Origin of the sequence: Nonomuraea sp. NPDC001831, assembly GCF_042892035.1 — a bacterium.
GTDB lineage: Bacteria > Actinomycetota > Actinomycetes > Streptosporangiales > Streptosporangiaceae > Nonomuraea.
On sequence record NZ_JBIATU010000003.1, the window covers coordinates 385,699 to 407,692 of the forward strand.

Genomic DNA, 21,994 nt, shown 5'->3' on the forward strand with positions numbered 1-21,994 from the left:
AGCTGGGTGCCCTTCGGGCCGAGGAAGTTCGGCCGCAGCCCTGACGCTGGGCTGCGGCCCGAACCATGATGGTCCTCAGTGGATCGTTGCTGGACCACAGAGCACGGTCAGGAACGGAAATGCCTGGTCATGAACGGCAACAGCAAACGGGCGATGATCTGCAGGTACGGCAAAGATCAACACCCAAGTCCGCGGGACTCATCATCCGTGGGTCATGGGTTCAAGTCCCACCCGCCCTACTCTTTAACACCGCATCCAACCTGGGGTTTCTCGAATCTCGCCACCCTCGGACCCTGTCCTTGATCATGGCTGGTTGCTCTTGTGTGCGGACCATGTACGCCGGTGGATCAGTCAGACCGCCATCGTCAGTTCAGACCCCGGTGACGACCATCAGATGACCAAGCCGGAAGCCTGAACGGCGCCTGCGTCTGCCGATAACTACATCCACCCAGGTCAGGCCCCTGTGAGGGTTTTGTGCGGCGTACGCGAGCGCCGGTCACCCGGGAGACGGAAACACGTACGGCGTGATGATCCGCTGCGCTCCTACGCTTGACCTACCTGACCGTCACGAACGCGTTCGCCGCGCTGCGTTGCTCCCCATGAGCATTCGGGACAAGGACATCGAGATCCTCGCCCTGCGCCACCAGATCACCGTCCTTGAACGCCGACTCGGCGCTGCTCGCGGCGGCTCACCGCCCGGCGGCGGTGCGGAGACTGGTGATCGAGGACACCCCGCCGCTGGGGAGGCATGCCACCGGCACCACCCGGCGAACCGGAGCCGACCGAGCCGAGCCCGAGCACGGCTTCGGCTTCGGCTTCGGCTTCGGCTTCGGCTTCGGCTTCGGCTGGCGGATGATCACTCCGATCCTGGACGCCTTCCGCACCCCCTCGCCCGGCTTCACGGACGTGTGCGGCTTCGTGTTACCGTGCCCCGGCTGTGATCTCCTCCCGCCATTGCCGCGCCGCTGTGCTGCTCGCTCCGCAGCCGGCTAGACGTCGTCTTCCGGGCTCAGGGCGCGCAGGACCGCAGAAGTGTCCAGGTAGAACGGGTGTATCTCGGTGATGCGATCATTCCTGATCGTCATCAGCTGCATCACCGAGGTCTCCAGGGCCCGGCCGGTGGCGCGGGCGCGCAGGATGCCGCGGTTCCAGACCACGACACTGCCGCCGTCGACCACATATTTCTGCCCCAGGAACTCCAGCGACTGCCATGCCTCGCTCATGGCCGCCATGAACTGCTCGATGCCGCTCGGTCCGCGCCAGGTGCCCCCGTAGGGCAGGGAGTCCGCCTGGTACATCACGACCTCCGGGTCCAGGCACTCGGCAAGCTCGCCGAAGTCGGCCTTGCCGAACCCCCCTGCGGCGATATAGGCAACTTCTGCCCGGTAGAACCTCTCCAGCACTGCCAGTGAGCTCCTGCCCTCGTTGCCCCCGAAGCCAGACCGTCAATCGTCGTTGCTTCTGCCATCATGCGCTCATCATGGCCGCCCCGGACACGACGCATCCGGCGGAAATCGGACGATTAAGGACTGGACATGGTGAAGGAGCCGACTTGGATGGGGTCGGCCCCTTCACGTTCACTGCCTCAACCAGGCGCGCGGACAGGGAAATCGTTCCTCCTCCCGGCGCACCTGCTCGGCGCCGATCTCCATGCGCGGCTGCCATTGGGTTGATCGGGGGTGGGCATTCGGAGCAGGCCGCCGTCGAAGGCCGGATGGAACAGGACGCCCAGGCGTACCGCCGCGTAGTCGGGGTTGGTCGCGCCGAGCGTGCGGGCATCCGGCCGTGGCACGACCTCCAGCAGGCCGGTCCGTCGACCACAACGGCGAGGTCAAGGGCCTCATGGCTCGTCGGATCTCCTCGCACAAGTGGGACACCAGCGGCGATTGCGCGACCGGCAGCCGGATCGGCCTGCCGTAACGGCGAGCGATGATCGACGCCGTCATCGCATGACCTGCGGGTGGCCATCGCCGCGGCGGCGCGGGTGGGCGGGGCGCAGGATCACCGGCAGCTCCTGGTGGCCGTTGCTGATCAGGGTGGGAACCGGTCGCAGGTCCTCGCCCGGCACCGCGAGGGACATCTCGGGGAAGCGCTCGAAGAGCCCGCGCAGGGCCTCGGCGACCTCCAGCCGGGCCAGGGGCGCTCCAAGGCAGAAGTGGACGCCGTACCCGAACGCCAGGTGGTCCTTGGCGGCGCGGGTCGCGTCGAAGGCGTCGGCGTCGGGGCCGTGCCAGCCGGGGTGGCGGTTGGCCGCGCCGTAGGCGGCCAGGATGGGCTCCCCGGCGGCGATGCGCTGCCCGTCGGGCAGGTCGAGGTCGGTGACGGCGAAGCGCAGAGGCAGATACTTGACGGCAGGCTCATGGCGCAGGGTCTCCTCCACGACGTCCTCCCAGGAGACCCGGCCGGTCCGTACGAGCTTGAGCTGCTCGGGCGAGGTCAGCAGAGCGACGACGGCCTGGTCTATGACGTTGACGGTGGTCTCGTAGCCGGCGTTGATCATCAGGTTCACGGTGTCGCGCAGCTCGTCGTCGGTGAAGCCGGTGCCGTCGGCCTCCTCGTCGCGGGCCTGGATGAGGAACGAGGTCAGGTCGTCGCAGGGGGCGGCGCGCTTGGCGGCGATCAGGCGGTCGATGCTCTCGTACAGGCTGACGGTGTTGGCCTGGGCCTCCTGCGGGGTGAGCGTGCTGTCGAAGACGCGATCGACGATGTGGCGGAAGTCGTCCCGCTGGTCCTCCGGCACGCCCATCAGGTGGCCGATGACGGCGATGGGCAGCGGGTAGGCCAGCCGTTCGCGCAGGTCGGCCGGCCGGCCCGGAGGCACTTCGGCAAGGTCGTCCATCAGGCCGGCGACCAGGGACCGGACGACCGGCTTGAGCCGGTCGACGCGGCGGGCACCGAAGGCCGGCGCCACCATGCGCCGCAGCCTGCGGTGGTCGGCGCCGTAGGCGGTGAACATGTTCCTGACCGCGATCCACAGGGCGAGCGGCCACGTGGCGGTGGTCTGCTCGAAGGCCGGGTAGTGGGCGCGGCCGTCCTTGGAGACGTCGGGGCTGGTGAGCAGGGTCTTCAGCACGGCAGGGTCGGTGACGGCCCACACCCGCAGGCCGAGGACGTCGACGGGGGTGGCCGGACCGCGCTCCCGCAGGGCCCGGTACTCGGCGTGCCGGTCGGCACCTGTAGGGTCGATGACGAACGGCGGGGGCTGGGACATGGCGTCCCCTCCTTTGGATCGCGGCGGCACCGGCCTCGCGGGTCCCCGCGCGGGGCCACTTCCCAGAGAACACCTCTGCCGCCCCGATGTCAGGTAGGGAGTTCCCGGCGATTCCCCCGATCTTCCGGATTCCCGATCCCCGGGCATGAATTAACCACATTTATGGGGCTTTACTTTCTTATGCGGGTTACACCACGCGAATGAGAGTTTCGCGGTGAATTGTTGCGTCGCCTCCGATCAGCACGACGCTCGACGAGACGGACAGGGTGGCGCGCAATCGTCGGCACAGGTCCAGCACGCCGTCGGTGAGATCGTCGTCCCACGGGGGCAGGCCCGCGTCCCGCGCCGCGTCGGCGGCCAGGTCCGCCCGCGTGAACGGCACGGCGTCGGCCTGCGCCAGCATGGCGGCCCGCTCCCCGTCACCGGCCGGCGCGAGGGACGCCCGCAGCACCAAGCCGAGCGCCCGGACCGCCGGGACGGCAGCCACCGGACCGGGCACCGCGTCCAGGCTCCGCTCCGCCGCCCGCAGCTGGGCCAGGTGTACCGCGGACACCACGGCGGCCAGCGCCACTGCCAGGGCGGCCCGGTGGGGCGCCTCGGCGAGCCGGTATCGTTCGGCCGCGCCGCGCAAGGCGGCCGGCACCTGCGGCCACTGCCCCTCAGTGGCGTGGACGACCGCGCGGGCGAGGTCGACGTCGGCCCGCGCGGCCTCCAGCGCGGCGCGCAACCCGGCCACGGCGGCGGCCGGCACGCGCGGCACCGCCTCCCGTTCCGCGTGGTCGAGGGCTTCGGCGGCCAGCGTGGTCCACAGCAGCGCCTTGACACCGGTGAGCGGGTGGCGCAGCTCGGCGTTCGTGGTCAGCGGGGCCTGCCCGATGATCATCTCGCCCCCGGCCGAGCGTACGGCCATGCCGCTGTAGAGACGGGCGAGCGCCAGGTCGGGGTCGGACGGCCGGGTCCAGATCGAGTCGTGCAGCCAGGGCCCCAGGAAGTAGATCCGGGTGCCCGGCGCGAAGCGCGCGACGTGGGCGAGCGTACGCCGGGCCATCGCCCGGACGAGCAGCCGTCGGCGGCCGGCGGCCAGAGTGAGCGTCTCGGCCGCGGCCAGGATCGTGGTCGCCACGACCGTCCCGGTGGAGGGGAAGAGGCACACGCCGGCCAAGCAGGGGAAGACCGCGGAGGTGAGCGCCGCGCGCGTCAGGCGGAGCGGAGCCTCGACCACGACAGGGCCCGGCTCGTCCTTGATGAGAGCCCAGGTCAGCAGGGCCACGGCGGTCAGCACCAGCCCGCCCGCCCAGCCGGTCAGCCACGGGTACCGGGCCCAGGCGGCGACGACCGCCTCACCGAGGACGGCGGCCGCCACCAAACCGGCGGCCACGCTCCCGGCCAGGTACAGGTTGGCGTTCGAGCGCGTCCATCTGTGCTCGCGGCGCACGCTCCACTGCCAGCTCAGGAGCTGGCACGCCACCAGCGCCGAGCACAGCCAGCGCAGCGCCGTACCGACCGGGCCGAGCCCGGACGGGACGAGCGCGGTGGCCGCGACCGGGACGGCGGAGGCGGCGATGCCGAGTGCGGCCGCCAGGTACTGGGAGGGGGCCGGCGGCTGGATGCCGCCGTAGGTGGCCAGCACGCGGAGCTGGGCGACGTCGCCGCGCCAGCGTTCCGGCCGGACCAGGGCGAACAGGAGGAGACTGCCGACGATCATGGGCGTGACCAGGGCCAGCGTATACCCGAGGTCGGCCAGGATCGGGCCGAACAGCAGCGCGCTCGCGACCATCAGCGGCGCCACGCCGAGCACGCCGGTCACCAGCCCCGCCACGGCGAGGACGGCGGTCACCGGCATCTCGCCGGCCGGCGGGAACGGCAGCAGCGCGTGCGCCGCCCACAGCACCGCGAGGAAGAGCACGGCCGGTTTGGCCAGCTTGAGCAGGTCGGCGAGCAGCGGGCGCGGCGCGTTCATGGCCATCACGATCCTGGTGCGCGGGCCGCCGCGCGCCGCCACGCGGAGGTGGACCAGGCCGCAGAACCCGGCCGCGACGAGCACGAGCAGGTACGGAGCGTGCGAGATGGTGGACATGAGCCCCTCCATATTCGGCTCCACTGGCCCCACTGGCTCCACGGTATAGAGCGGGGCGCGCGGACCGCCACAGACGGCCGGAAATGCTGGCGCGCGATGGTGGATTTCGGGATTATGCAGGAGTGCGCCATCCTTTTGAGCGGCTGCCTGGATTACGTACGACACAACTGATTCTTGCCGTGATGGCCCTGTCCCCCACGGCTTTGGCGTTCTCCCGCGGCACGCCGATTTCGGCGCCCGTCGTGTTCGGCGCCGCCACCGGGATGGCGATTCTCTGGTGGCGGGCCCATGCGACGGCGAGGGTGCTCTCGCCGTTGCAGCGCCGGCGCACCCTGCTGCTCGAATGGCGGGGCGGCCTGGCCGGGATCCTCCTCGCGGTCCTGGCCGCCCGGCTGCTGCCCGGCCTCGACGCGATCGGCCGCTGGTCGGCGGCCAACGCATGGTGGGTGGCCGCACTGTACGTCGCCGCGCCGACGGTCGTCACCGCCGTGGCCGAGGCCGTGCCGCTCCGCGTGGCCCCCACGAGCCTCCTGCGACTCCTGGCCGACCGGGGGACCTTCGTCTTCTACCTGGCGATGCTGACCGGCAGTGCGGAACTGGCCGAGTTCGCCGCCTGGGTCGTGGGCTACAGCCTGCTCTCCGAGCTCCTGATCCGTCCCGGCGACGACTGGACGCCGCGCGGCCTCGACGCGCACCGCTTCTTCGACGCCCCTCCCGTCATGCGGCGGCGCATCATCCAGCAGTGGCTGGACGACGCCGTCCGCCGCCCGGCCCGCCGGGACAGGCCTCCGGATCTGGCGTTCGTCTACAGTCTGTGCGCCCAGGTGAGCCCGGCGGCCACCGGGCACCCGGACGCGGCCGTCGCCTCCGTCCACGTGACGCCGCCGCGCCTCGGGAACGATCCGGCCGCCTGGCACGATCGCGCGCTGGAGCTGGTGGAGCTGGCTGAGGCCGAGCTGCCCGAGCCCGGCGAGCGGCAGCGGCACCGCCTGAACCTGGCCAGGGCCCGCTGCGCGAGCGCCCGCGGCGACATGAGCCTGACGCGCGGGTTCATGGACGAGGCGCTGGCAGCCTACGAGGAGGCCACCGCCCGATGGCGGACGAGCGGCCTGCACAACATCCGGGCCGAGTTCCTGGCCACCCTCGCGCTGGGCGCCATCCCGTCGCCGCTGACCACTACGCCGATGCCGCCAGAGAAGCTCCTGCCCCGCCTGCTGCCCCTGGTCGATGAGCCGGCGCTGGTCCCGCTCACGCGGCGCTGGGTGCTGCTGGGCGCATCCGTCTGTCACCTGATGCTGCGGCAGCAGGACGAAGCCGCCGCGCTGCGCGAGCGCGCCCGCGTGCTCGGCTCCGCCCTGACCGGCCGCCGCCGCCTGAACGCCGAACGGCGGGCGGCCGGCATGATCGTCCCCTCCCGGTCGGCCGACCGGCGCTGGGACGCCCTGATGACCGCCTCCTGGCACCTCGCGAGCGGTCTGATCCGCTTCGCTCAGACCGCCGCCCACGCCACCGATCCCCTGCCCGTCACCGATCTGTCCTCCTGGAGCCACGACGCCTCCCGCAGCCTCATCCGCTCGGCCGCCGAGATGTGGGTCCGCGGCGACCACGAGACGGCGGGCGCCACGCTGGAACGGGCCGCCGACGCCCTGGAGGCCGACCGGCTGCCCGCGCTGGCCGTTCAGGTACTGCTCCAGCTCGGCGTCGCCCAGCGGGCCGTCGATCCGCCGCGGGCGTACCGGAACCTGCGGCGGGCCCTGGAGATCAGGGAGACGCTGCGCGGCGGCCTGCTCGGCGCCGACCTGCGGATGCTGTTCGGAGGCGGGTCGGAGGACCTCTACATCGAGCTGGTGCTGCTGCTCGGCGAGGCGGCGTTCTTCCCCGGCGAGGCGTGGCCGCCGCACCCGTCGCGGGCCGCCTTCGAGCTCGTCGAACGGGCGCGCGCCCGATCGATGCTGGAGTTGCTGGGCACGGCGCTCGACCCCCCGGACGGCCTCCCCTACGCCCCGCTCACCGCGGCCGAGGGGGAGCTGCTGGCCGAACTGTCGCAGGCCGAGGAGTCCGGCGACACGGCCCGGACGCGGTCCGTACGCGACCGGCTGGGCGAGGTGTGGCGGCGGCTGGCCGAGGCCGGGCCGGAAGGAGCCGAGTACGCGCAGTTGCGCCGGGGCGAGCCCGCCGGCTACGACGACATCCGCCGCCTGCTCACCGCGCAGGGCGGCAAGCCCCTGACACCGCCCGGACCTGCCCATGCCTGAGCCACCCGGGCCTCAGCCGCCCGCACAGGACCCGTCCGCACCGCAGCCGCCCGCACCGCAGCCGCCCGCATCGGACCCGCGCACACCCCGCCCGCACGCACCTCAGCCGCCGATGCCTGGCGAGCCGTCGGCGGTTCTGGCCGAGTTCCTGGTCACCGAGCGGGCCACCGTCCTGCAGATCGTCCGGGGCGATCTTGACCAGCCGGCCGTCGAGACGATTCCCCTGGGCCGGGAGGAACTGCGGCGGCTGGTGCGCGACACCCTCGCCGTGGCCGGGCCCACCTCCCGCTTCCGCGCCCGCGACCCCAGCGCGTGGACCGAGCCGCTGAGCATGCTGATCGAGCCGGTGACCCGCCACAGCGCGCCCGGCGACGTGGTGTGGCTGGTCCCGCACGACGTGCTGCACCACGTTCCCATGCACGCCCTCGATACCGGCGCCGGGCCGCTGATCGGCCGCAACCCGGTGTGCTACTCCCCCAGCGCGTCGGTCATGCGCTACTGCCGGACCAAGTCCCGTCCCGGGCGGCGGCAGGTCCTGGTCTACGCCGACTCCCGCCCGGAGGCGCCGCTGGTCCACGCGCACGGCCAGGTCAGCGAGCTGACCCGCCTGTACGCCGGGCGCGTGACGGCCCGCGGCCAGGCCGCCGCGACCATCGGCGCGCTCACCGGCGACCTGCGCGAACACCCCGGCGGCGTCGGCGTACTGCACCTGGCCTGCCACGGCTACTTCACCGGCGACGACCCGCTGCGCTCCGGCCTGCTCCTGGCGCCCGGCCCCGACGACGACGGCCTGCTGACCGTCGAACGCATCATGGGCATGCGCCTGCCCACCGAGTTGATCACGCTGAGCGCCTGCGAGAGCGGGATCAGCGAACGGCACGCGGGCGACGAGCTGATCGGGCTGACCCGCGCGTTGATCTACGCGGGCGCGGCCAGCGTCGTGGTCAGCCTGTGGGCCGTCGACGACCTGTCCACGAGCATGTTCATGGGCTACTTCTACGGCGCGCTGGCCGGCGGCGCCCCGCGGGCCCAGGCGCTGCGTACCGCCCAGCTCCTGCTGCGCGGCACCACCCGGGGGGACGTCGTGGAACACTGCCGCCGCTCCCTGGCCGCGACCGGCGAGGACCCGTCCGGCCAGCGGCGGGCACTCCTGCGCGGCCTGGCCGACGCCCACTTCGCGGCCGGCGACTTCGCCGCTGCCCTGGCCGGTTACCGGGAGCTGGCCGGCGACGGCGTCCCGCCCGGCCCACGGCTGCTCACGGCGACGGCCCGCGCGCGGGCGGCACTGCGTCATGCCACTCCCGCGCCGCCCGACTACGACGTCCCCGCCTTCGGCCATCCCTACTACTGGGCCCCCTTCGTCCTCGTCGGAGACTGGAGATGACGATCCAGCCGGGCAGCACCCTGCTGTCGCACGCCACCGGTTCCTTCCTCACCACGCCCGCCAGCGCCGCGCCGGACCAGGTCGCCGGCCGGCTCGACCGGCACCGGTTCGTCGTGGTCCTCGCCACCGATCGGGACGGCGATCTGGGCGGCGATCCGGGCGGCCCGGACGGTGAGTTCGTGGTGGCGTGCCTGACGGCCGAGGCCGTGGCCGCCGCCGCGGCGGGCGGTGACGGGCCGGTCACCCTCGCCGAGGTGCCCGCGCCGCCGTGCGTCGTGGCCGCCGGACGGACGACCTTCGCCGAGTTCTGCGACGGCCTGCCGGTCACGCTGCTCGACCTGGGCACCGAGACCGTCGTCCTCCTTGACGACCGGCGGCGGATCGGGGGCGTACTGCCGGTGGAGGCCGTCCAGCGGTATCTGGGGTCGGGGGCGCACGTGCCGGAGCCGAGCGAGATGGGGCCGCACGGCTCGTCCGACGATCATGTCGTCCACGGCCTTCCCGGGCTGCCCCTGGCCCGGGTGATCTGCCGGGAGCCCGGCTGCGGGCTGATCAACTCCCTGCCGTACTTCGACCCCGACCAGCCGCCGTACTGCCGCAACCCCGCCGGCCGCCACCTGCTCCGGACGGAGGCGTGAGGCGTGTTCGACGAGGTCATGAAGCTGGCCGACCGGCGGTTCCTGGTCAACGCGTTCCTGCCGTGCGCGGCCTTCATCCTGGCGCTGACCGGGCTCGTCGCGCTGCGCGCGCTGCCGTACTCGGTGGCGCTGTGGCAGCGGGTCACCGCGGCCGGTCTCACCGCCGCCGTGCTGGTCGCGGCGCTGGTTGTCGCCTTCTTCGCGGCCGCGTTCGTCAGCGCGCAGACCGGCGCGATCATCCGCTGGTACGAGGGCGGCTGGAGCGGCCCGGCCGGCCGCCTGGCCAGGGCCGCGGGACGCCGCTGCCACCTGCGGCGGCTGGCCCGGCTCGACCCCGGCGACCCCGCCGACTACGACCGGATCTACCACGACTACCCGCTGCCTAGCCGTCCGCAGGAGGTGCAGGCGACCCGGCTCGGCAACATCCTGCGCAACGCCGAGAGCTACCCGGCCGACCGGTACGGGATGGAGACCGCCGTCATCTGGCCCCGGCTGCATCCCCTGCTGCCGGAGCCCGTGTCGGCCGCGCTCGCCGCCGCCAAGGCCGACATGGAGTTCTTGCTGGTCGTCTCCGCGCTGGCGGCGACGTTCTGCTGCGCGGCCACCGGCGTCCTCGCCGCGACCGGAACGCCGGTGGCGGCCACGCTGTCATGCCTGTGGCTCTCCGGCGGGCTCGCCCACGCCTCCTACCGGGGAGCGCTCGGTGCGGCCCGCCGGTACGGCGGCCACCTGAAGGTCGCCGTCGACCTCCACCACCTGACGCTGCTGCGGCATCTGGACTTTCCGGACGAGGAACTGCGGGACGCCCGCCGCCAGCGGGACGCGTACACCTCGCTGGCGCTGTGGTGGTACCGCAACGTCCCACCGGCCCTGCAGGCCCGCCCTGACGCCGACGCCACCGGCGGCACCTCCGGGACCGGTGCGGACCTGGCCGGGGACGACGGTCCGGGCGCCGCGCCGGCTGGGCCGAGGCAAGTCCGGGGACGGTGGTGGCCGCCGGCGCCGTCGTTGCCCACGATCGCCGCCATGGGGGCGCTGGCGGTCTCGGTGGTGATCTTGCTGTTCAGCCCCTGACGTCCCCCCTCGGACACGAGGAGGAGAGGAACCCGATGAGGTCCACCTCCCGATGGCTCGCTCCGGTCGCCGCCGGAGCGCTGTCCGTCACCGCCGCCGCGGGCGGCGTCGCACTGGCGCTGCGCGGCGCCGTCCCACTGGCCGTGATCACCGGCCTGTCCGCCCTTCTCACCGGGGTGACGGCGGGTGCGCTGATCCGGGCGCGGCGGCGGGGCGGCCCGTACGTCCCCCTGACCACCGTCGCCGACCGGCTGTCCCTCCTGTCCGGCGTCGAACCCCTCACCCGGCTGGCCACCCCGCCCCTGCCGGTACGGCTCCGGCCCCAGCGACGCGACGGCCATTCCCTCGGCGAAGATCTGGACGGCGGTGCGGCGCGCGACCTCGCCGACCTCGCCGACATCTTCGCGGAGTCGGCCCCTGGTCCCCTGGTCGTCCTCGGGCCGCCCGGGTCGGGCAAGACGTTCGCCGCGGCCCGCCTGTGCGGGCAACTGGCAGCGGCCCGCGCGCCGGGCGACCCCGTACCGGTCGTGGTCGAAGCCGGTTCCTGGGATCCCGCCGCGCACACCCTGCCCGACTGGATCGCCCTCCAGCTCGCCACCCGGTTCGAAGGCTTCGCCGACGGCGGCGCCACCAGCCCGCTCCAAACCGCCCGCTCCCTGGTGGCCGCCGGGTTGGTCCTGCCGATCCTGGACGGCTTCGCGGCCGTCCCGCCCGATCTCGGCGCGCTGGCCGCCGCCCTGCCGGACGGGACCCGCCTGGTCCTCACCTGCATGACCCCGCCCCCCGTGCCGGACGACACGACCTCCCCGGCCCGGCCCGGCGACGCGACCTTTTTGTACCTTCAGCCGCTCGCTCTCGACGAGGTCGTCGACCACCTGAGGACGACGGCGGGCAACGCCAACTCCCAGCGCCGCTGGCGGCCTGTCTTCGATCGCATGACCGCCGTCCCCAGCGGCCCGCTGCTCACCGCGCTGCGCAGCCCCTTCACCCTGACCCTCGCGCGGACCCGCTACAACCCTCCCCCGGGCACCCCGCACGACGCCGCTCTCCCCCACCCCGAGGAACTGCTCGACGCCCGGCGTTTCCCGGACCGCGCCGCCGTCGAGAGCCATCTGCTGGAGGCGTTCGTACCGGCCGCCTACCGGTCGGCGGGCGAGTCGGACGAGAAGCGGATCGCGCGGGCCAACCGGGCGCTCGTCGCCCTGGCCCGCGACCTGGACGGGCGGGGCAGCCTCGACCTGGCCTGGTGGGAGCTGTGGCGGGCGGTCGGCAACCCGCGCCGGTACGACCGGTGGTTCGTCGGCGTCGTGACCGCGCTGGCCGTCCTGCCGTTCGAGCCGCCGGGAACGGCGCTGCTCGTGGGCGCCCTCGCGTACGTCAGCTTCGCCCTGTCCTCGCGCGTCGTGCCGGACACGCTGCTCGGCGGGCGGCCCAGGCGGCTCGCGCTGCGTCCGCCCGACAAAGCGTCCTTTCTCCGCAACGTGTGGCTGGCGGTGTCCAGCGGCGTGCTGATCGGCGTGGGCGTGACCGTCTTCGAGGGGTGGAGGGCGGGGCTGGTCGCCGCCGCGGCCATGGGGTTCGCGAACTGGTGGGTGGGGCCGTTGCGCGCCGTCCTCGGCTTCGACGATGCCGCCGACCTGCGTGCGATGAGCCCGCGCCGGGCCGCGGCCCAGGACCGGTGGCTCACGTTGGCGCAGGCGTTCGAGGCCACCGTCACCGGGACGCTGGTCGGCTACGCGATGCGGGTGGTGCCCGGCAACGGGATTCCGCTCGGCATCTGCATCGGGGCCGTGGCGCTGCTGCGGGGGGCGTGGGGGCGGTTCGTGCTGGCCCGGCTGTGGTGGCGGGCGCACCACGCGACGCCGCTGCGCATGCTGGCCTTCCTGGACCGTGCCGAGCGCCACCAGGTGCTGGTCCGGTCCGGCGCCGTCTACCGGTTCCGGCACGCCGCGATCCAGCACCACCTGTCGGGAGTCGTCCCCGCGCGGATCGCCGCACCGGAGACGCCCGCAACGGAACGGGCGGCGCAGGCCGCCGTACCCGAAGAGACGACCACACGCCCGGGAGAGCCGGGAGCCGGACGGACCGCGCCTCCCGGAGAGGCGGCAGCCGAACCGGTCGCGCCTCCCGGAGAGGCCGGGGCGGGGCGGCGGAACGTGCGGCCTTTGGGGGAGTTGCGGGGTGCGGTCACCAAGCTGGCGGTCACGTCCGACGGCCGCTTCCTGGTGACCGCCGGGCACGGCCCCGCCGCCCTGGTCTGGGACCTGGACGACCTGAACGCCCCCGCCGTCGTCGCCGTGACCCACGCCCGCTGGGACGCCGGCCTCCCGCGCCTGCGCTCCTTCGCGATCCAGGCGGCCGGCGACCTGCTGGCCACCGGCGGCTTCGACGGCACGATCGGCCTGTTCGGCTTCGGCACGCCCGCCGAGCCCCGCCCGATCGCCGCTCTGCGCGCACACCGCCAGGACGTCGCCGGGCTCGACTTCCACCCTCGCCTCCCACTGCTGGCCGCGGCGGGCGGCGACCACTGCGTCACGCTGTGGGACGTCGCCGATCCCGCCGCCGCCCGCCTGGTCACGACGCTGCGCTCGCACAACCGTCCGGTCCGCGGCGTACGCTTCAGTCCGGACGGATCACTGTTGCTGACCGCCGGCCGCGACGGCGTCGTGCACCTGTGGGACCTGCGCGACCCGGACGCCCCCCGGCTCCGCCACCGCCTTCCCGGCGGGGTGGGCTGGATCTTCGTGACCGCGTTCGACCCCGGCGGGCACCGGCTGGCGATCGCCGGCCGTTGGGCCCGCCTCACCCTGTGGGACCTGCCGGACGACGGACCCCCCGTGCAGCGGGCCCGCGTCCCGCGCTACGGCTACACGGCGGACTTCGACGCCGCCGGCGGCCTGCTGGCGGCCGGTCACCGCAAGGGCGTGGGCCTGTGGCGCCCGCCCGGCTCTCCTGAACCGACCCGCCCTCCGGAGCTGGTCGCTCATCTCCCCGGGACCTTCGCGGTGACCGCCGTCGCCTTCCATCCGGTACGGCGGGCCGTCATCGGCGGCGGGCTCCGCGGTTCGCTCGCGCTCTGGACCCTGGATCACGTCACCGCCGACATCCCCCAAGGGAGCACGACATGATCATCGAATTCCTCCACGACCTGGGGACGCGGAACGGCCGCACCAGCATCACCCTGTTCGACCGGTCGGGACAGACCCTGGTGGTGGGCGCGTCCAAGGCGCTGACCAGGTGGGCCGTCGCCGGGGACGGGCCGCCGTCGCCACGCGGCCACGCCCGGCCCGGCCGTGGCCCCCGTTCGGTCACGACCGCCGGGTTTCACCCGCTGTCCCCGATGCTGGTCACCAATGGCGGGCGGGTCAGCGTCGCCTCGTTCTGGTCGCTGGAGGACCGCTGGGGGCTCGCGCCCGTCTACGTGCACCCGTGGAGCGACAAGCGGGCGGCGATGGCCGCCGGTCAGGCGGGCGCGGCGTTCGGCCTGGCGTTCCGGCCGGGCACGACGACTCTGGCGACCGGTCACGCCGGGGGTGCCGTGCGGCTGTGGGACGTCCGGGAGCCCGCGCGGCCGTACGGGCTGGGCAACCTGCGGGTCAGAGTCGCGTACGTGGACGCGCTGGCGTTCTCGCCCGACGGGGCCACACTCGCCGTCGCCGACCATGCCGGGAACGTGGACCTGTGGGACTTCACGGCCGGGGCCGCGCCCGCGCCCGTCACGACCCTGACCTGGGGACGCGCCTCCTACCTGATCTTCAGCCCCGACGGCGGGACGCTGGCCGCGAACACGCCCTTCGCCGTCGCCCTGTGGGACACCGCCGACCTCTCGCCCCGTCCCGCCGCGACGCTGGCCCGCGAGCCGGTGGTGCCCACGGGCCTGGCCAGGGCCGTCGCCTTCCATCCCCGGCTGCCGGTCCTCGCCTGCGGGGACCAGCAGGGGGCGATCTCGCTGTGGGAGGTGTCGGAGGTACGGCGTCCGCGCCTGGTCTCGGTCACGCCCGCCCACCACCGGCCGATCACCACCCTGAGCTTCCACCCCGCTGGAAACCTGCTGGCCGTCGGGGCCCGCGACGGCATGACCGCCCTATGGACGTTCGCGGAGTCATAGGACGGAAGCCGCACCAGGCCGGGCGCTTGTGATCAGGCCGGGCCTGGCCGGGCTCGTGCCGGGCGGTTGCGGTAGGCGCGCTTGCGGCCTGCCGCACCCAGGTGGTGGTTCGCGGGCCGCGGCCCTGACGGACGCCGGGGATCACACTGCGTGTCGGCGAGGTACGAATCTGCAACCCTCAGGGGCATATCACGGAACCGCTGGTGAAGCTGTCATGTCTACGTACCCGTGGTTCCGGTCGTGAACGTCGCCCCGTCAGTGCCCTGCCGTTCATCCCCCTAGGGAGCGTCCTGTGAGCTTTCGTTCAGCTCGGCGAAGCCGGGTCCTGCGCGCGCTGATCGCCGCCGCGGTCGCCGCCGTCAGCGTGATCGCCCTCAGTGCGGCCGCTCCGGCCGCGCGTCCGGCCTACGCGGCCGCGCTCGTGCAGTGTCAGGGGACCGAGACCGTCACGTACAACCCGGGGGTCGTCCTGACGCCGCGGAACGTCACGCTCACGGTGCGGGGCCGGTTCAGTTCCTGCCTGGACAGTACGGGCCAGGTGGCGAGCGGGGCCTACGACGAGGTGTTCACCATCTTCGTCGGCTGCAACGACCTCCTTGACCCGTTCCAGGGCGAGCGGATCATCAAGTGGAACACCGGCGACAGCAGCGTTATCGACGGCAGCGGGAGCAGCACCGCCGTGGGCGGTCAGGTGGTCACCACGTTCACCGGCCCGATCGTCGGAGGCCGTTTCCAGGGCCGCCACGCGGTGGAGACCATCACGCTCGTCCAGACCGAACTGCTGCAGTGCCTGACCACCGGGCTCACCAGGGCGACCGGCCTGACGACCCTCACCATCGTCTGACCCCGCGACGGCCACGACCCTGGCGCCGGCGGCCAGGCGCGGCGGCCGCGGAGCCGCGCGGGCGGGGTGGCCGGTTCGCCGGGCCCGAGTTCGCCCGGCCGGTGGGTCAACGCCTGGGCCAGGGCGTTGACCCACCGGCCTTCGGGGCGCTACCCGCCCCGGCCTTGCCGGGAGCTCATCGCACCACGTGGACGCGCAGGGCCGAACCGGCCTTGAGGACGGCGGGACGGGCAAGGATCACGGTCAGGCGCGTCCCTTCGGCGGAGGCGGTGGCGGTGGCGGTCACGGGTCTGCCGTCGAGGTATGCCTTGACGTGCTTGGGGGTCCCGGCCGCCGCCAGCTCCAGGTCGACCGTCCGCACCGTCGCGGTGCCGTACTTCAGGGTGAGGACGTCGTTCTGGGTGAGACCGGCCCGCTTCTGGGCGAACGTGCCCCAGGCGGCGCCGGTGCTGAAGAAGGAGCGGTGGTCCTCCGGCTTCCAGGTCGGGGCGAAGGTCACCTTCTGGGCGGGCCCGTCGAAGGCGAAACCCTGCATCGCCGTCAGCAACGACCAGGACGACAGAGTCCTTCCGTACCATTTGCCACACTCGTCGTCACCGAACGGGCTGCCGGTACCGTCGCCTGTCGAGCACGAGTCCGCGCTGATGTGCTCGGTCCTGGCGCGGCCGTCGTAGCGGTCGGAGACCGCCTTGACCACGCGCAGGCCCTCATCGAGCAGGCCACGCTGGAGCATCAGCGCCGCCGCCGAATACTCGAATCCGGACATGACCTCGTCGAAGTAGAGCGGGCTGTTACCCGGTTTGGGGTTCTTCGGCCAGGTCATCATCTGCAAGCCGGCGTCGGTCTCCTCCACGTACTGCCGGAACTGGTGGCTGACGTCGTAACCGAGGAAGTGCTCCTTGAAATTGTGGCGGAACAGGTTCTTGGCGGCCGTGGTGATGTCGGCCGACGGGTAGATGTCGCCGAGGCCGAGCTGGGTTGACCACCACTGGCCGAGCAGCATGTCGATCTCGACGCCGTCGCCGTAGGAGTGTCCCTGGGGCGAGTAGACCTCGTGGAAGTACTCGCCGTTGAAGAACCGCCGGCTCTGCTTCGTCCGGCCGGAGGCGTAGATCGTGTCATAACCTGCCTTGGCCGTACGGTCGCCGGCGAGTTCGGCCATCTTGGCAGAGGCGTTGACGGCGGCCAGGTAGAGCGAGCCGAGCCAGGACCCGTCGCCGGTCTCGCCGCCGTCGAGCGTGGTGTTGTGGATGCCGGTCAGCACGCCGTCCCGGTCGGGGTCGGCCTGGGCGACCACGTACTCCATCGCCGACTTGATCTTCGGCCAGTTGGCCGTCAGCCAGGCCCGGTCCGTGGTCTGATAGGTCCGGTACGCCGAGAGGATGACGCCGGTCTGCCCGTCGAGGGTGAAGCCGGCGTCGCTGTCGAACCGCATCGGGATCTTGCCTGCGGAGTCCATGTTGTCCAGCCACTGCTGGGTCCAGCGCTGCCCGACCTCGGGCCACAGCCAGGCCTGGCTCTGGGCGTAGTGGAAGACGTGGGTGGGCATGCCTGGACAGCAGCCCCAGCCCTCGCGGGCGCCGAAGAAGCCGTTCTTGGCCCACCACACGGTCGGGGTGTGCAGCAGCGCGGTGGCCGAGGTGACCCGGTCGAGCAGGTACTGGGGCAGGTTCGAGTCGTAGACGGTGTCGTGGTAGAGCCTCGTCCGGCCGATCAACCGGCCGAGGTTGTCCTCGACGTAACCGGCGACGGCGTCGGCGCCGGTCCACCAGTTCTCGTACTGCCGGCCCGGGCCGCCGTTGAAGTTCTGGGCGCCGGGGAAGTGCCAGCTCAGCACGACGGGGATGGTCTTGGACGCACCGGGCTCGACCGTCACCGTGGCCGCCAGTGCGCCGTCCACGGTGGTGTTCGCCGCCGGGCTGCCGGCGTCGGCGGGGCCGGCGAGCGCGCCGTCGTCGGCGAGGTCGCCGTGCAGGGCGTCGAGCGTGGTCCAGGCGGCGGTGCCGGTGACGCCGCCGGCCAGCGCGGCGAGGTTCATGCCGCCCGCGCCCTGCTTGCCGGTCATGCGTAGATTCTTGCCGTCGAACACGGTGCGGTTGTCCCCGTAGCCCGCCACGACTCGGTTGCCGGCGCCGCCGATCGTGTCGTAGCCGTTGAAACCGACCGCGTTCTGCTGCGCGGCCAGCACCGACACCTCGGCGGGCCGCCGGCCCGGGTTCTTGACGGTGATGTTGTAGATCGCGGTGGGGATGGCCGAGTCCTTGACGTCGCCCGGGATCATCGGGTTGAGGACCTCGGTGGAGACCTCGACCGGCAGCGACTCGTCCTTGTACTGATAGTTCAGGATCGGGTACTCACCCTGCTGGGTGAGCGACTTCATCGGCTCGAACGCGCCCACCCCGGTCGTCTGCAGCGCCCGCACCACCGGCCGTCCGCCCGCGGCCTTGGCGCGCACCGCGAAGAAGCTGTTGGGCAGCTTGCCCTTCCGGTAGGTGTCGGCCTCCAGGTGCCAGCCGCCGCGGCCGAGGTTGTTGAAGATCCACCAGGTTGGTCTGGCGCCTGTGCCGTCGTGCACGATGCCTGCCGAGCCGAGCGGGCCCACCGGGAATCGGGTGTCGGTGAGGTTCTGTCCCGCGTAGGTGACCGTGTCCCCGCGTGCCCGCAGGTCGGCGTACGGCCGGGCGTAGGCGTACACCTTGCCGGACTCGGCGCCCGACGAGAGCGCGGACACCGCGTAGAAGTAGGCCGTGTCCGGGCCGGTCGCCCGGTCGGTGAAGCTCGTCCCGGAGACCTCGCCGAGTTTGGTGAAGCCGGAGTCGCGCTCGGTGGAGCGGTAGACCGCGTAGACCTGTCCGCCGATGGCGGGGTCCCACGTCAACGTCGTCCGGCTCGCCGTGCGGGCCACCCGGACCTCGCCGGGTGTGGCGGGCAGGTCGTTGCGGATGTCGTCGACCGTGATGTGGCCCCAGCCGCTGGTGGAGTCGTCCACCACCTTGACAATCGCGCGTTCGCCGATGTGCGCGGACACGTCGAGCAGGCGCCGGGCCATGACTTCGGCGCTGTCCCCCCGGGCGACGGCGAGCTCCTGCCCGCAGCCGTCGGGCCTGGTCTCGTCGTAGGCGCAGACCGCGACGTAGGTGTTCGCGCCGCTGCCGCCGCCGACCAGCATGGAGACGACCGGCTGGGCGATGGTGAACGTCCCGGAGACGACCACGCCGCGGTAGCCGTCGTCCGGCGTCTGGGTGGGGCTCTCCAGGGTGGACAGGTGGTAGGCGCCCTGCCTGTTGTACGGCCTGCTGTCGTTGTGGTTGACGGCCCGGTCAGTGATGAGCTGGCCGAAGGAGCCCGAGACGATCCGCCAGCCTGCGGGCAGCGTGCCGCTCTCGAAGTTCTCGGTGAAGGCGTCGGCGGCCTGGGCGGGGAGATCGACGACGACGGCGGGCAGGACCAGCAGGCCGCCAACGGCCAACGTGATGAGTCGTCCGGATGGTGTGCGCATGGGTGTTCTCCTGAAGGGGGTCGCCCGTCGATCAGTCGCAGGTCGTCTTGTAGATGAACTTTGCGACGTCGGGCTGGGTCATGTTGTCCTTGGTCAGCACGACGAACGGCGTGGAGATCTTGGGAGTGGTCGCCTCGCCCTTCAGCGCGGCGACGGCCTGGGTGACGGCGTCCACGCCCATCTGCAGCGGCTGCTGGACGATCAGCGACTCGACGACGCCGTTCCTGACGTCGTCGAGGATCGGGTCGGAGGTGTCGAAGCCGACGATGTGCACCTGCCCCGCCTTCGACGCGTTCTGCACGCCGGTGGCGACCCCTTCGACCTCCTGCGTGCTGACCGCGAGCACTCCGGCCAGGTCGGAGTTGGCGGCGAACACGGCGGCGAACTTGGACGTGGCCGTCGCCGGCTGACTCTCGCTGTACTGCGGCCCCAGGTAGGTGATCCCCGAGTGCTTGCCGATCTCGTCCTCGAAGCCCTTCTGCCGGGCGTCGGTCGTGGAGATGCCGGGCTTGGCGCCCATCACCATGACCTTGCCCTTCTCCCCGATCTGCTTGGCGAGGGTCTGCGCGGCCAGCACGCCTCCCGCGTAGTTGTCGGAGGCGATCTGCGAGACCGCGAGGGTCGCGTCGTCGGCGACCGAGTCGGCGAAGACCAGCTTGATGCCCGCCGCCTTGGCCTTGCTCAGGGCCGGGACCATGGCCTCCCCCGCCATCGGTGAGATGACGATCGCGTCGGGCTTCTGCGCGATGACGCCGTTGAGGATCGGGGTCTGACTCTGCGGGCTGTAGTCCTTGCCGCCCTGCGCGTCGAACTGCACGCCGAGCTCCTTGGCGCGCTCCTGCGCGCCGCAGGTCAGCGAGGTGAAGAACGGGTTTCCCGCCATCCCCTGGACATAGGTGATCTTGTACGGCTCGCTGCCGCCGGCCGCCGGTCCGCCGGTTCCCGAGCAGCCGGCGACCAGGGCGAGGACCGCGACCGACAGTGACAGGACGCTTGTGCGCATGCTGACATGACCTCTTCTCGAAACGGGGGGTGTCTCTCGTCTGGGACGAGGGGGCTACGACTTCTCGCGCGACTTGCGCTTGAGCTGGTCTATGTAGACGGCGAGGACGAGGACCACGCCGATCGCGACCTCCTGCCAGAAGGTCTGCACCTTGAGGATGACGAAACCGTTCTGCAGCACCGCGGGGATGAAGACGCCGATCACGGTGCCGGGGATGGTGGCCACACCGCCGAACAGGCTGGTCCCCCCGAGCACCACGGCGGCCACGGCCTGGAGGTTGTCGGTGGAGTGACCGGCGATGTTGGCGCTGGCGAACAAGGCGAGGTCGAGGAAGCCGGCCACCCCGGCGAGCAGCCCTGCCAGGCCGTACACCTTGATCAGGTGCAGGTCGACGTTGATGCCCGACCGGCGCGCCGCCTCGGCGCCCGAGCCGACGAACAGCGTGTACCGGCCGAACCTGGTCTGGTTCAGCACCACCGCTCCAGCGACGGTCACCACGAGCGCGATCACGACCAGCCAGGGCACGACGCCGAAGAGCTTGCCGAGGCCGACCGTCTCGTACAGTGCCTTGGGCACGCCGGACAGGTCGTTGCCGCCGGTGACGAGCTGCGCGATGCCCAGGGCCGCGCCCATCGTGCCGAGCGTGGAGATCAGCGCGGGGACCTTCGCCTTGGCCACGAGCAGGCCGTTCACCGTGCCCCAGACCACGCCGGACACCACGGCGACGGCGAATCCGGCCAGCACGACGCCGAATCCGGAGCCGCCCAGCGCGGTCATCGTCCGCAGGGACATCACCGCCGAGAAGACCAGCACCGAGCCGACCGACAGGTCGATGCCCGCGGTCGCGATCACGAACGTCATGCCGACGGACAACACCAGCAACACGGAGGTGACCGTCAGCATCGTCTGGATGTTGTAGGCCGACAGGAACGCCTCGGGCGCCGCGACCGAGAAGACCGCGATCATCGCCGCCAGCGAGGCGGACAGGTAGGTGAGCGGGGACGCGGTGAGCCTGCGGCGCAGCCCCGCCGACGGCCTGGCGGCCTCCTCGATCGATACCGACGTCATGCCGTCTCCTCCAGAGTCACGCCGTGAGTGAGCAGGCCGGTCATGGCGGCGACGAGGTCCTCGGCCTTGGCCTCGCCCGTGGTGAACCGGGCGACCCGGGCGCCGAGCCTGAGCACCTCGATCCGGTCGGACACCTCGAGCACCTGCGGCATGCTGTGACTGATCAGAACCACCGCGATCCCGCGGTCGCGTACCTGGCGGATCAGGTCGAGCACGCGTCTGGTCTGGACGACGCCGAGCGCGGCCGTGGGCTCGTCCATGAAGATCACTCGTTTGGCCCAGGTGACCGCCCGGACGATCGCCACACTCTGCCGCTGCCCTCCGGACAGGGTCGAGATCGGGCCGTCCACGTCGGCCAGGCGCACGCCGAGGGAGGCCAGCTCCTTGATCGTGCTGTCCCGCATACTCGCTTTGTCGAGGAAGCCGAGCCTGCCCAGCGGGCCACGGCGGGTCACCTCGCGGCCCATGAAGAGGTTGGCCGCCGGGCCGAGCGCGGGCGCCAGGGCGAGATCCTGGTAGACGGTCTCGATCCCGGCCGCCTGGGCGTCGGTCGGCGAGGAGAAGGCGACGGGCTCTCCGTCCAGGAGGATCCGGCCGCTGTCCGGCCGTACCGCGCCTGACAGCACTTTCACCAGCGTGCTCTTGCCCGCGCCGTTGTCGCCGATGAGCGAGACGATCTCGCCCGCGTAGGCGGTGAAGTCGGCTCCTCTCAGCGCGTCGACGTGGTCGAACCGCTTGCGGATGCCGCGGGCCTCCAGCAGCGGCTCAGCCATCACGGCCTCCGAGGGACAGGGCAGGCATGGCGCATCGTCCTTTCGACGGGGGGTGTTTTG

Annotated in this window: 15 protein-coding genes; 8 read left to right on the forward strand and 7 right to left on the reverse strand. The window is 72.3% G+C overall.

What is annotated here, in order from left to right; all coding sequences use genetic code 11:
- The first annotated feature begins 657 nt into the window (after positions 1-657).
- Positions 658-993, forward strand: a complete 336-nt coding sequence (locus ACFYYW_RS12830; RefSeq protein ID WP_387647921.1) for a hypothetical protein — start codon at positions 658-660, stop codon at positions 991-993.
- Here the strand turns inward: ACFYYW_RS12830 and ACFYYW_RS12835 are convergent.
- The 3 genes from ACFYYW_RS12835 to ACFYYW_RS12845 form a co-directional block, all read right to left on the reverse strand.
- Positions 990-1,403 carry a nuclear transport factor 2 family protein gene (locus tag ACFYYW_RS12835; RefSeq protein ID WP_387647924.1) on the reverse strand — a complete coding sequence of 138 codons (414 nt, stop codon included), beginning with the start codon at positions 1,401-1,403 and terminating at the stop codon, positions 990-992. The genes ACFYYW_RS12830 and ACFYYW_RS12835 overlap by 4 nt on opposite strands.
- Before the next feature lie 539 nt (positions 1,404-1,942).
- A complete protein-coding gene (locus tag ACFYYW_RS12840) occupies positions 1,943-3,211 on the reverse strand; it encodes a cytochrome P450 (RefSeq protein WP_387647927.1) in 1,269 nt (422 codons plus the stop codon).
- A gap of 187 nt (positions 3,212-3,398) precedes the next feature.
- Positions 3,399-5,288, reverse strand: a complete 1,890-nt coding sequence (locus ACFYYW_RS12845; RefSeq protein ID WP_387647929.1) for a hypothetical protein — start codon at positions 5,286-5,288, stop codon at positions 3,399-3,401.
- 182 nt (positions 5,289-5,470) lie between these two features.
- On the opposite strand from ACFYYW_RS12845, the gene ACFYYW_RS12850 reads away from it, so the two are divergent.
- From ACFYYW_RS12850 to ACFYYW_RS12880, 7 genes are all read left to right on the forward strand, one after another.
- Positions 5,471-7,543 (forward strand): hypothetical protein, encoded by a 2,073-nt coding sequence (locus ACFYYW_RS12850; protein ID WP_387647932.1) that lies wholly within the window; start codon positions 5,471-5,473, stop codon positions 7,541-7,543.
- 112 nt (positions 7,544-7,655) lie between these two features.
- Complete coding sequence (locus ACFYYW_RS12855; protein WP_387647935.1) at positions 7,656-8,927, forward strand: CHAT domain-containing protein; 1,272 nt, start codon at positions 7,656-7,658, stop codon at positions 8,925-8,927.
- Positions 8,924-9,565 (forward strand): hypothetical protein, encoded by a 642-nt coding sequence (locus tag ACFYYW_RS12860; protein WP_387647937.1) that lies wholly within the window; start codon positions 8,924-8,926, stop codon positions 9,563-9,565. The genes ACFYYW_RS12855 and ACFYYW_RS12860 overlap by 4 nt, the downstream gene beginning before the upstream one ends.
- 3 nt (positions 9,566-9,568) lie before the next feature.
- The gene (locus ACFYYW_RS12865; RefSeq protein WP_387647940.1) at positions 9,569-10,639 is read left to right on the forward strand and encodes a hypothetical protein; all 1,071 of its coding nucleotides are present in this window, start codon (positions 9,569-9,571) and stop codon (positions 10,637-10,639) included.
- Positions 10,640-10,674: 35 nt separating this feature from the next.
- Positions 10,675-13,767 (forward strand): hypothetical protein, encoded by a 3,093-nt coding sequence (locus ACFYYW_RS12870; RefSeq protein WP_387647943.1) that lies wholly within the window; start codon positions 10,675-10,677, stop codon positions 13,765-13,767.
- Positions 13,764-14,747 carry a WD40 repeat domain-containing protein gene (locus tag ACFYYW_RS12875; RefSeq protein WP_387647946.1) on the forward strand — a complete coding sequence of 328 codons (984 nt, stop codon included), beginning with the start codon at positions 13,764-13,766 and terminating at the stop codon, positions 14,745-14,747. Before ACFYYW_RS12870 ends, ACFYYW_RS12875 begins: the two co-directional genes overlap by 4 nt.
- Before the next feature lie 292 nt (positions 14,748-15,039).
- Positions 15,040-15,591 (forward strand): hypothetical protein, encoded by a 552-nt coding sequence (locus ACFYYW_RS12880; protein WP_352327077.1) that lies wholly within the window; start codon positions 15,040-15,042, stop codon positions 15,589-15,591.
- Between the two features lie 175 nt (positions 15,592-15,766).
- Here the strand turns inward: ACFYYW_RS12880 and ACFYYW_RS12885 are convergent, their stop codons facing one another.
- Genes ACFYYW_RS12885 through ACFYYW_RS12900 form a run of 4 tightly spaced genes read right to left on the reverse strand, consistent with a single transcriptional unit; the run spans position 15,767 to position 21,934 of the window.
- The gene (locus ACFYYW_RS12885) at positions 15,767-19,090 is read right to left on the reverse strand and encodes a GH116 family glycosyl hydrolase (protein ID WP_387647949.1); all 3,324 of its coding nucleotides are present in this window, start codon (positions 19,088-19,090) and stop codon (positions 15,767-15,769) included.
- A gap of 31 nt (positions 19,091-19,121) precedes the next feature.
- Entirely contained in the window at positions 19,122-20,093 is a 972-nt protein-coding gene (locus ACFYYW_RS12890) for an ABC transporter substrate-binding protein (RefSeq protein ID WP_387647952.1), read from the reverse strand.
- A 54-nt stretch (positions 20,094-20,147) separates the two neighbouring features.
- Positions 20,148-21,161: an ABC transporter permease gene (locus ACFYYW_RS12895; protein WP_387647955.1), complete on the reverse strand. Its 1,014-nt coding sequence runs from the start codon at positions 21,159-21,161 to the stop codon at positions 20,148-20,150.
- Positions 21,158-21,934 (reverse strand): ATP-binding cassette domain-containing protein, encoded by a 777-nt coding sequence (locus ACFYYW_RS12900; protein WP_125647845.1) that lies wholly within the window; start codon positions 21,932-21,934, stop codon positions 21,158-21,160. Before ACFYYW_RS12900 ends, ACFYYW_RS12895 begins: the two co-directional genes overlap by 4 nt.
- Between the last annotated feature and the right edge of the window lie 60 nt (positions 21,935-21,994).

Excerpts from the sequence above, each read along its gene's own strand:
- ACFYYW_RS12840 (WP_387647927.1), bottom strand. The coding sequence starts at position 3,211 with ATGTCCCAGCCCCCGCCGTTCGTCATCGACCCTACAGGTGCCGACCGG.
- ACFYYW_RS12845 (WP_387647929.1), bottom strand. The coding sequence starts at position 5,288 with ATGTCCACCATCTCGCACGCTCCGTACCTGCTCGTGCTCGTCGCGGCC.
- ACFYYW_RS12850 (WP_387647932.1), top strand. The coding sequence starts at position 5,471 with ATGGCCCTGTCCCCCACGGCTTTGGCGTTCTCCCGCGGCACGCCGATT.
- ACFYYW_RS12855 (WP_387647935.1), top strand. The coding sequence starts at position 7,656 with ATGCCTGGCGAGCCGTCGGCGGTTCTGGCCGAGTTCCTGGTCACCGAG.
- ACFYYW_RS12860 (WP_387647937.1), top strand. The coding sequence starts at position 8,924 with ATGACGATCCAGCCGGGCAGCACCCTGCTGTCGCACGCCACCGGTTCC.
- ACFYYW_RS12870 (WP_387647943.1), top strand. The coding sequence starts at position 10,675 with ATGAGGTCCACCTCCCGATGGCTCGCTCCGGTCGCCGCCGGAGCGCTG.
- ACFYYW_RS12875 (WP_387647946.1), top strand. The coding sequence starts at position 13,764 with ATGATCATCGAATTCCTCCACGACCTGGGGACGCGGAACGGCCGCACC.
- ACFYYW_RS12885 (WP_387647949.1), bottom strand. The coding sequence starts at position 19,090 with ATGCGCACACCATCCGGACGACTCATCACGTTGGCCGTTGGCGGCCTG.
- ACFYYW_RS12890 (WP_387647952.1), bottom strand. The coding sequence starts at position 20,093 with ATGCGCACAAGCGTCCTGTCACTGTCGGTCGCGGTCCTCGCCCTGGTC.
- ACFYYW_RS12895 (WP_387647955.1), bottom strand. The coding sequence starts at position 21,161 with ATGACGTCGGTATCGATCGAGGAGGCCGCCAGGCCGTCGGCGGGGCTG.
- ACFYYW_RS12900 (WP_125647845.1), bottom strand. The coding sequence starts at position 21,934 with ATGGCTGAGCCGCTGCTGGAGGCCCGCGGCATCCGCAAGCGGTTCGAC.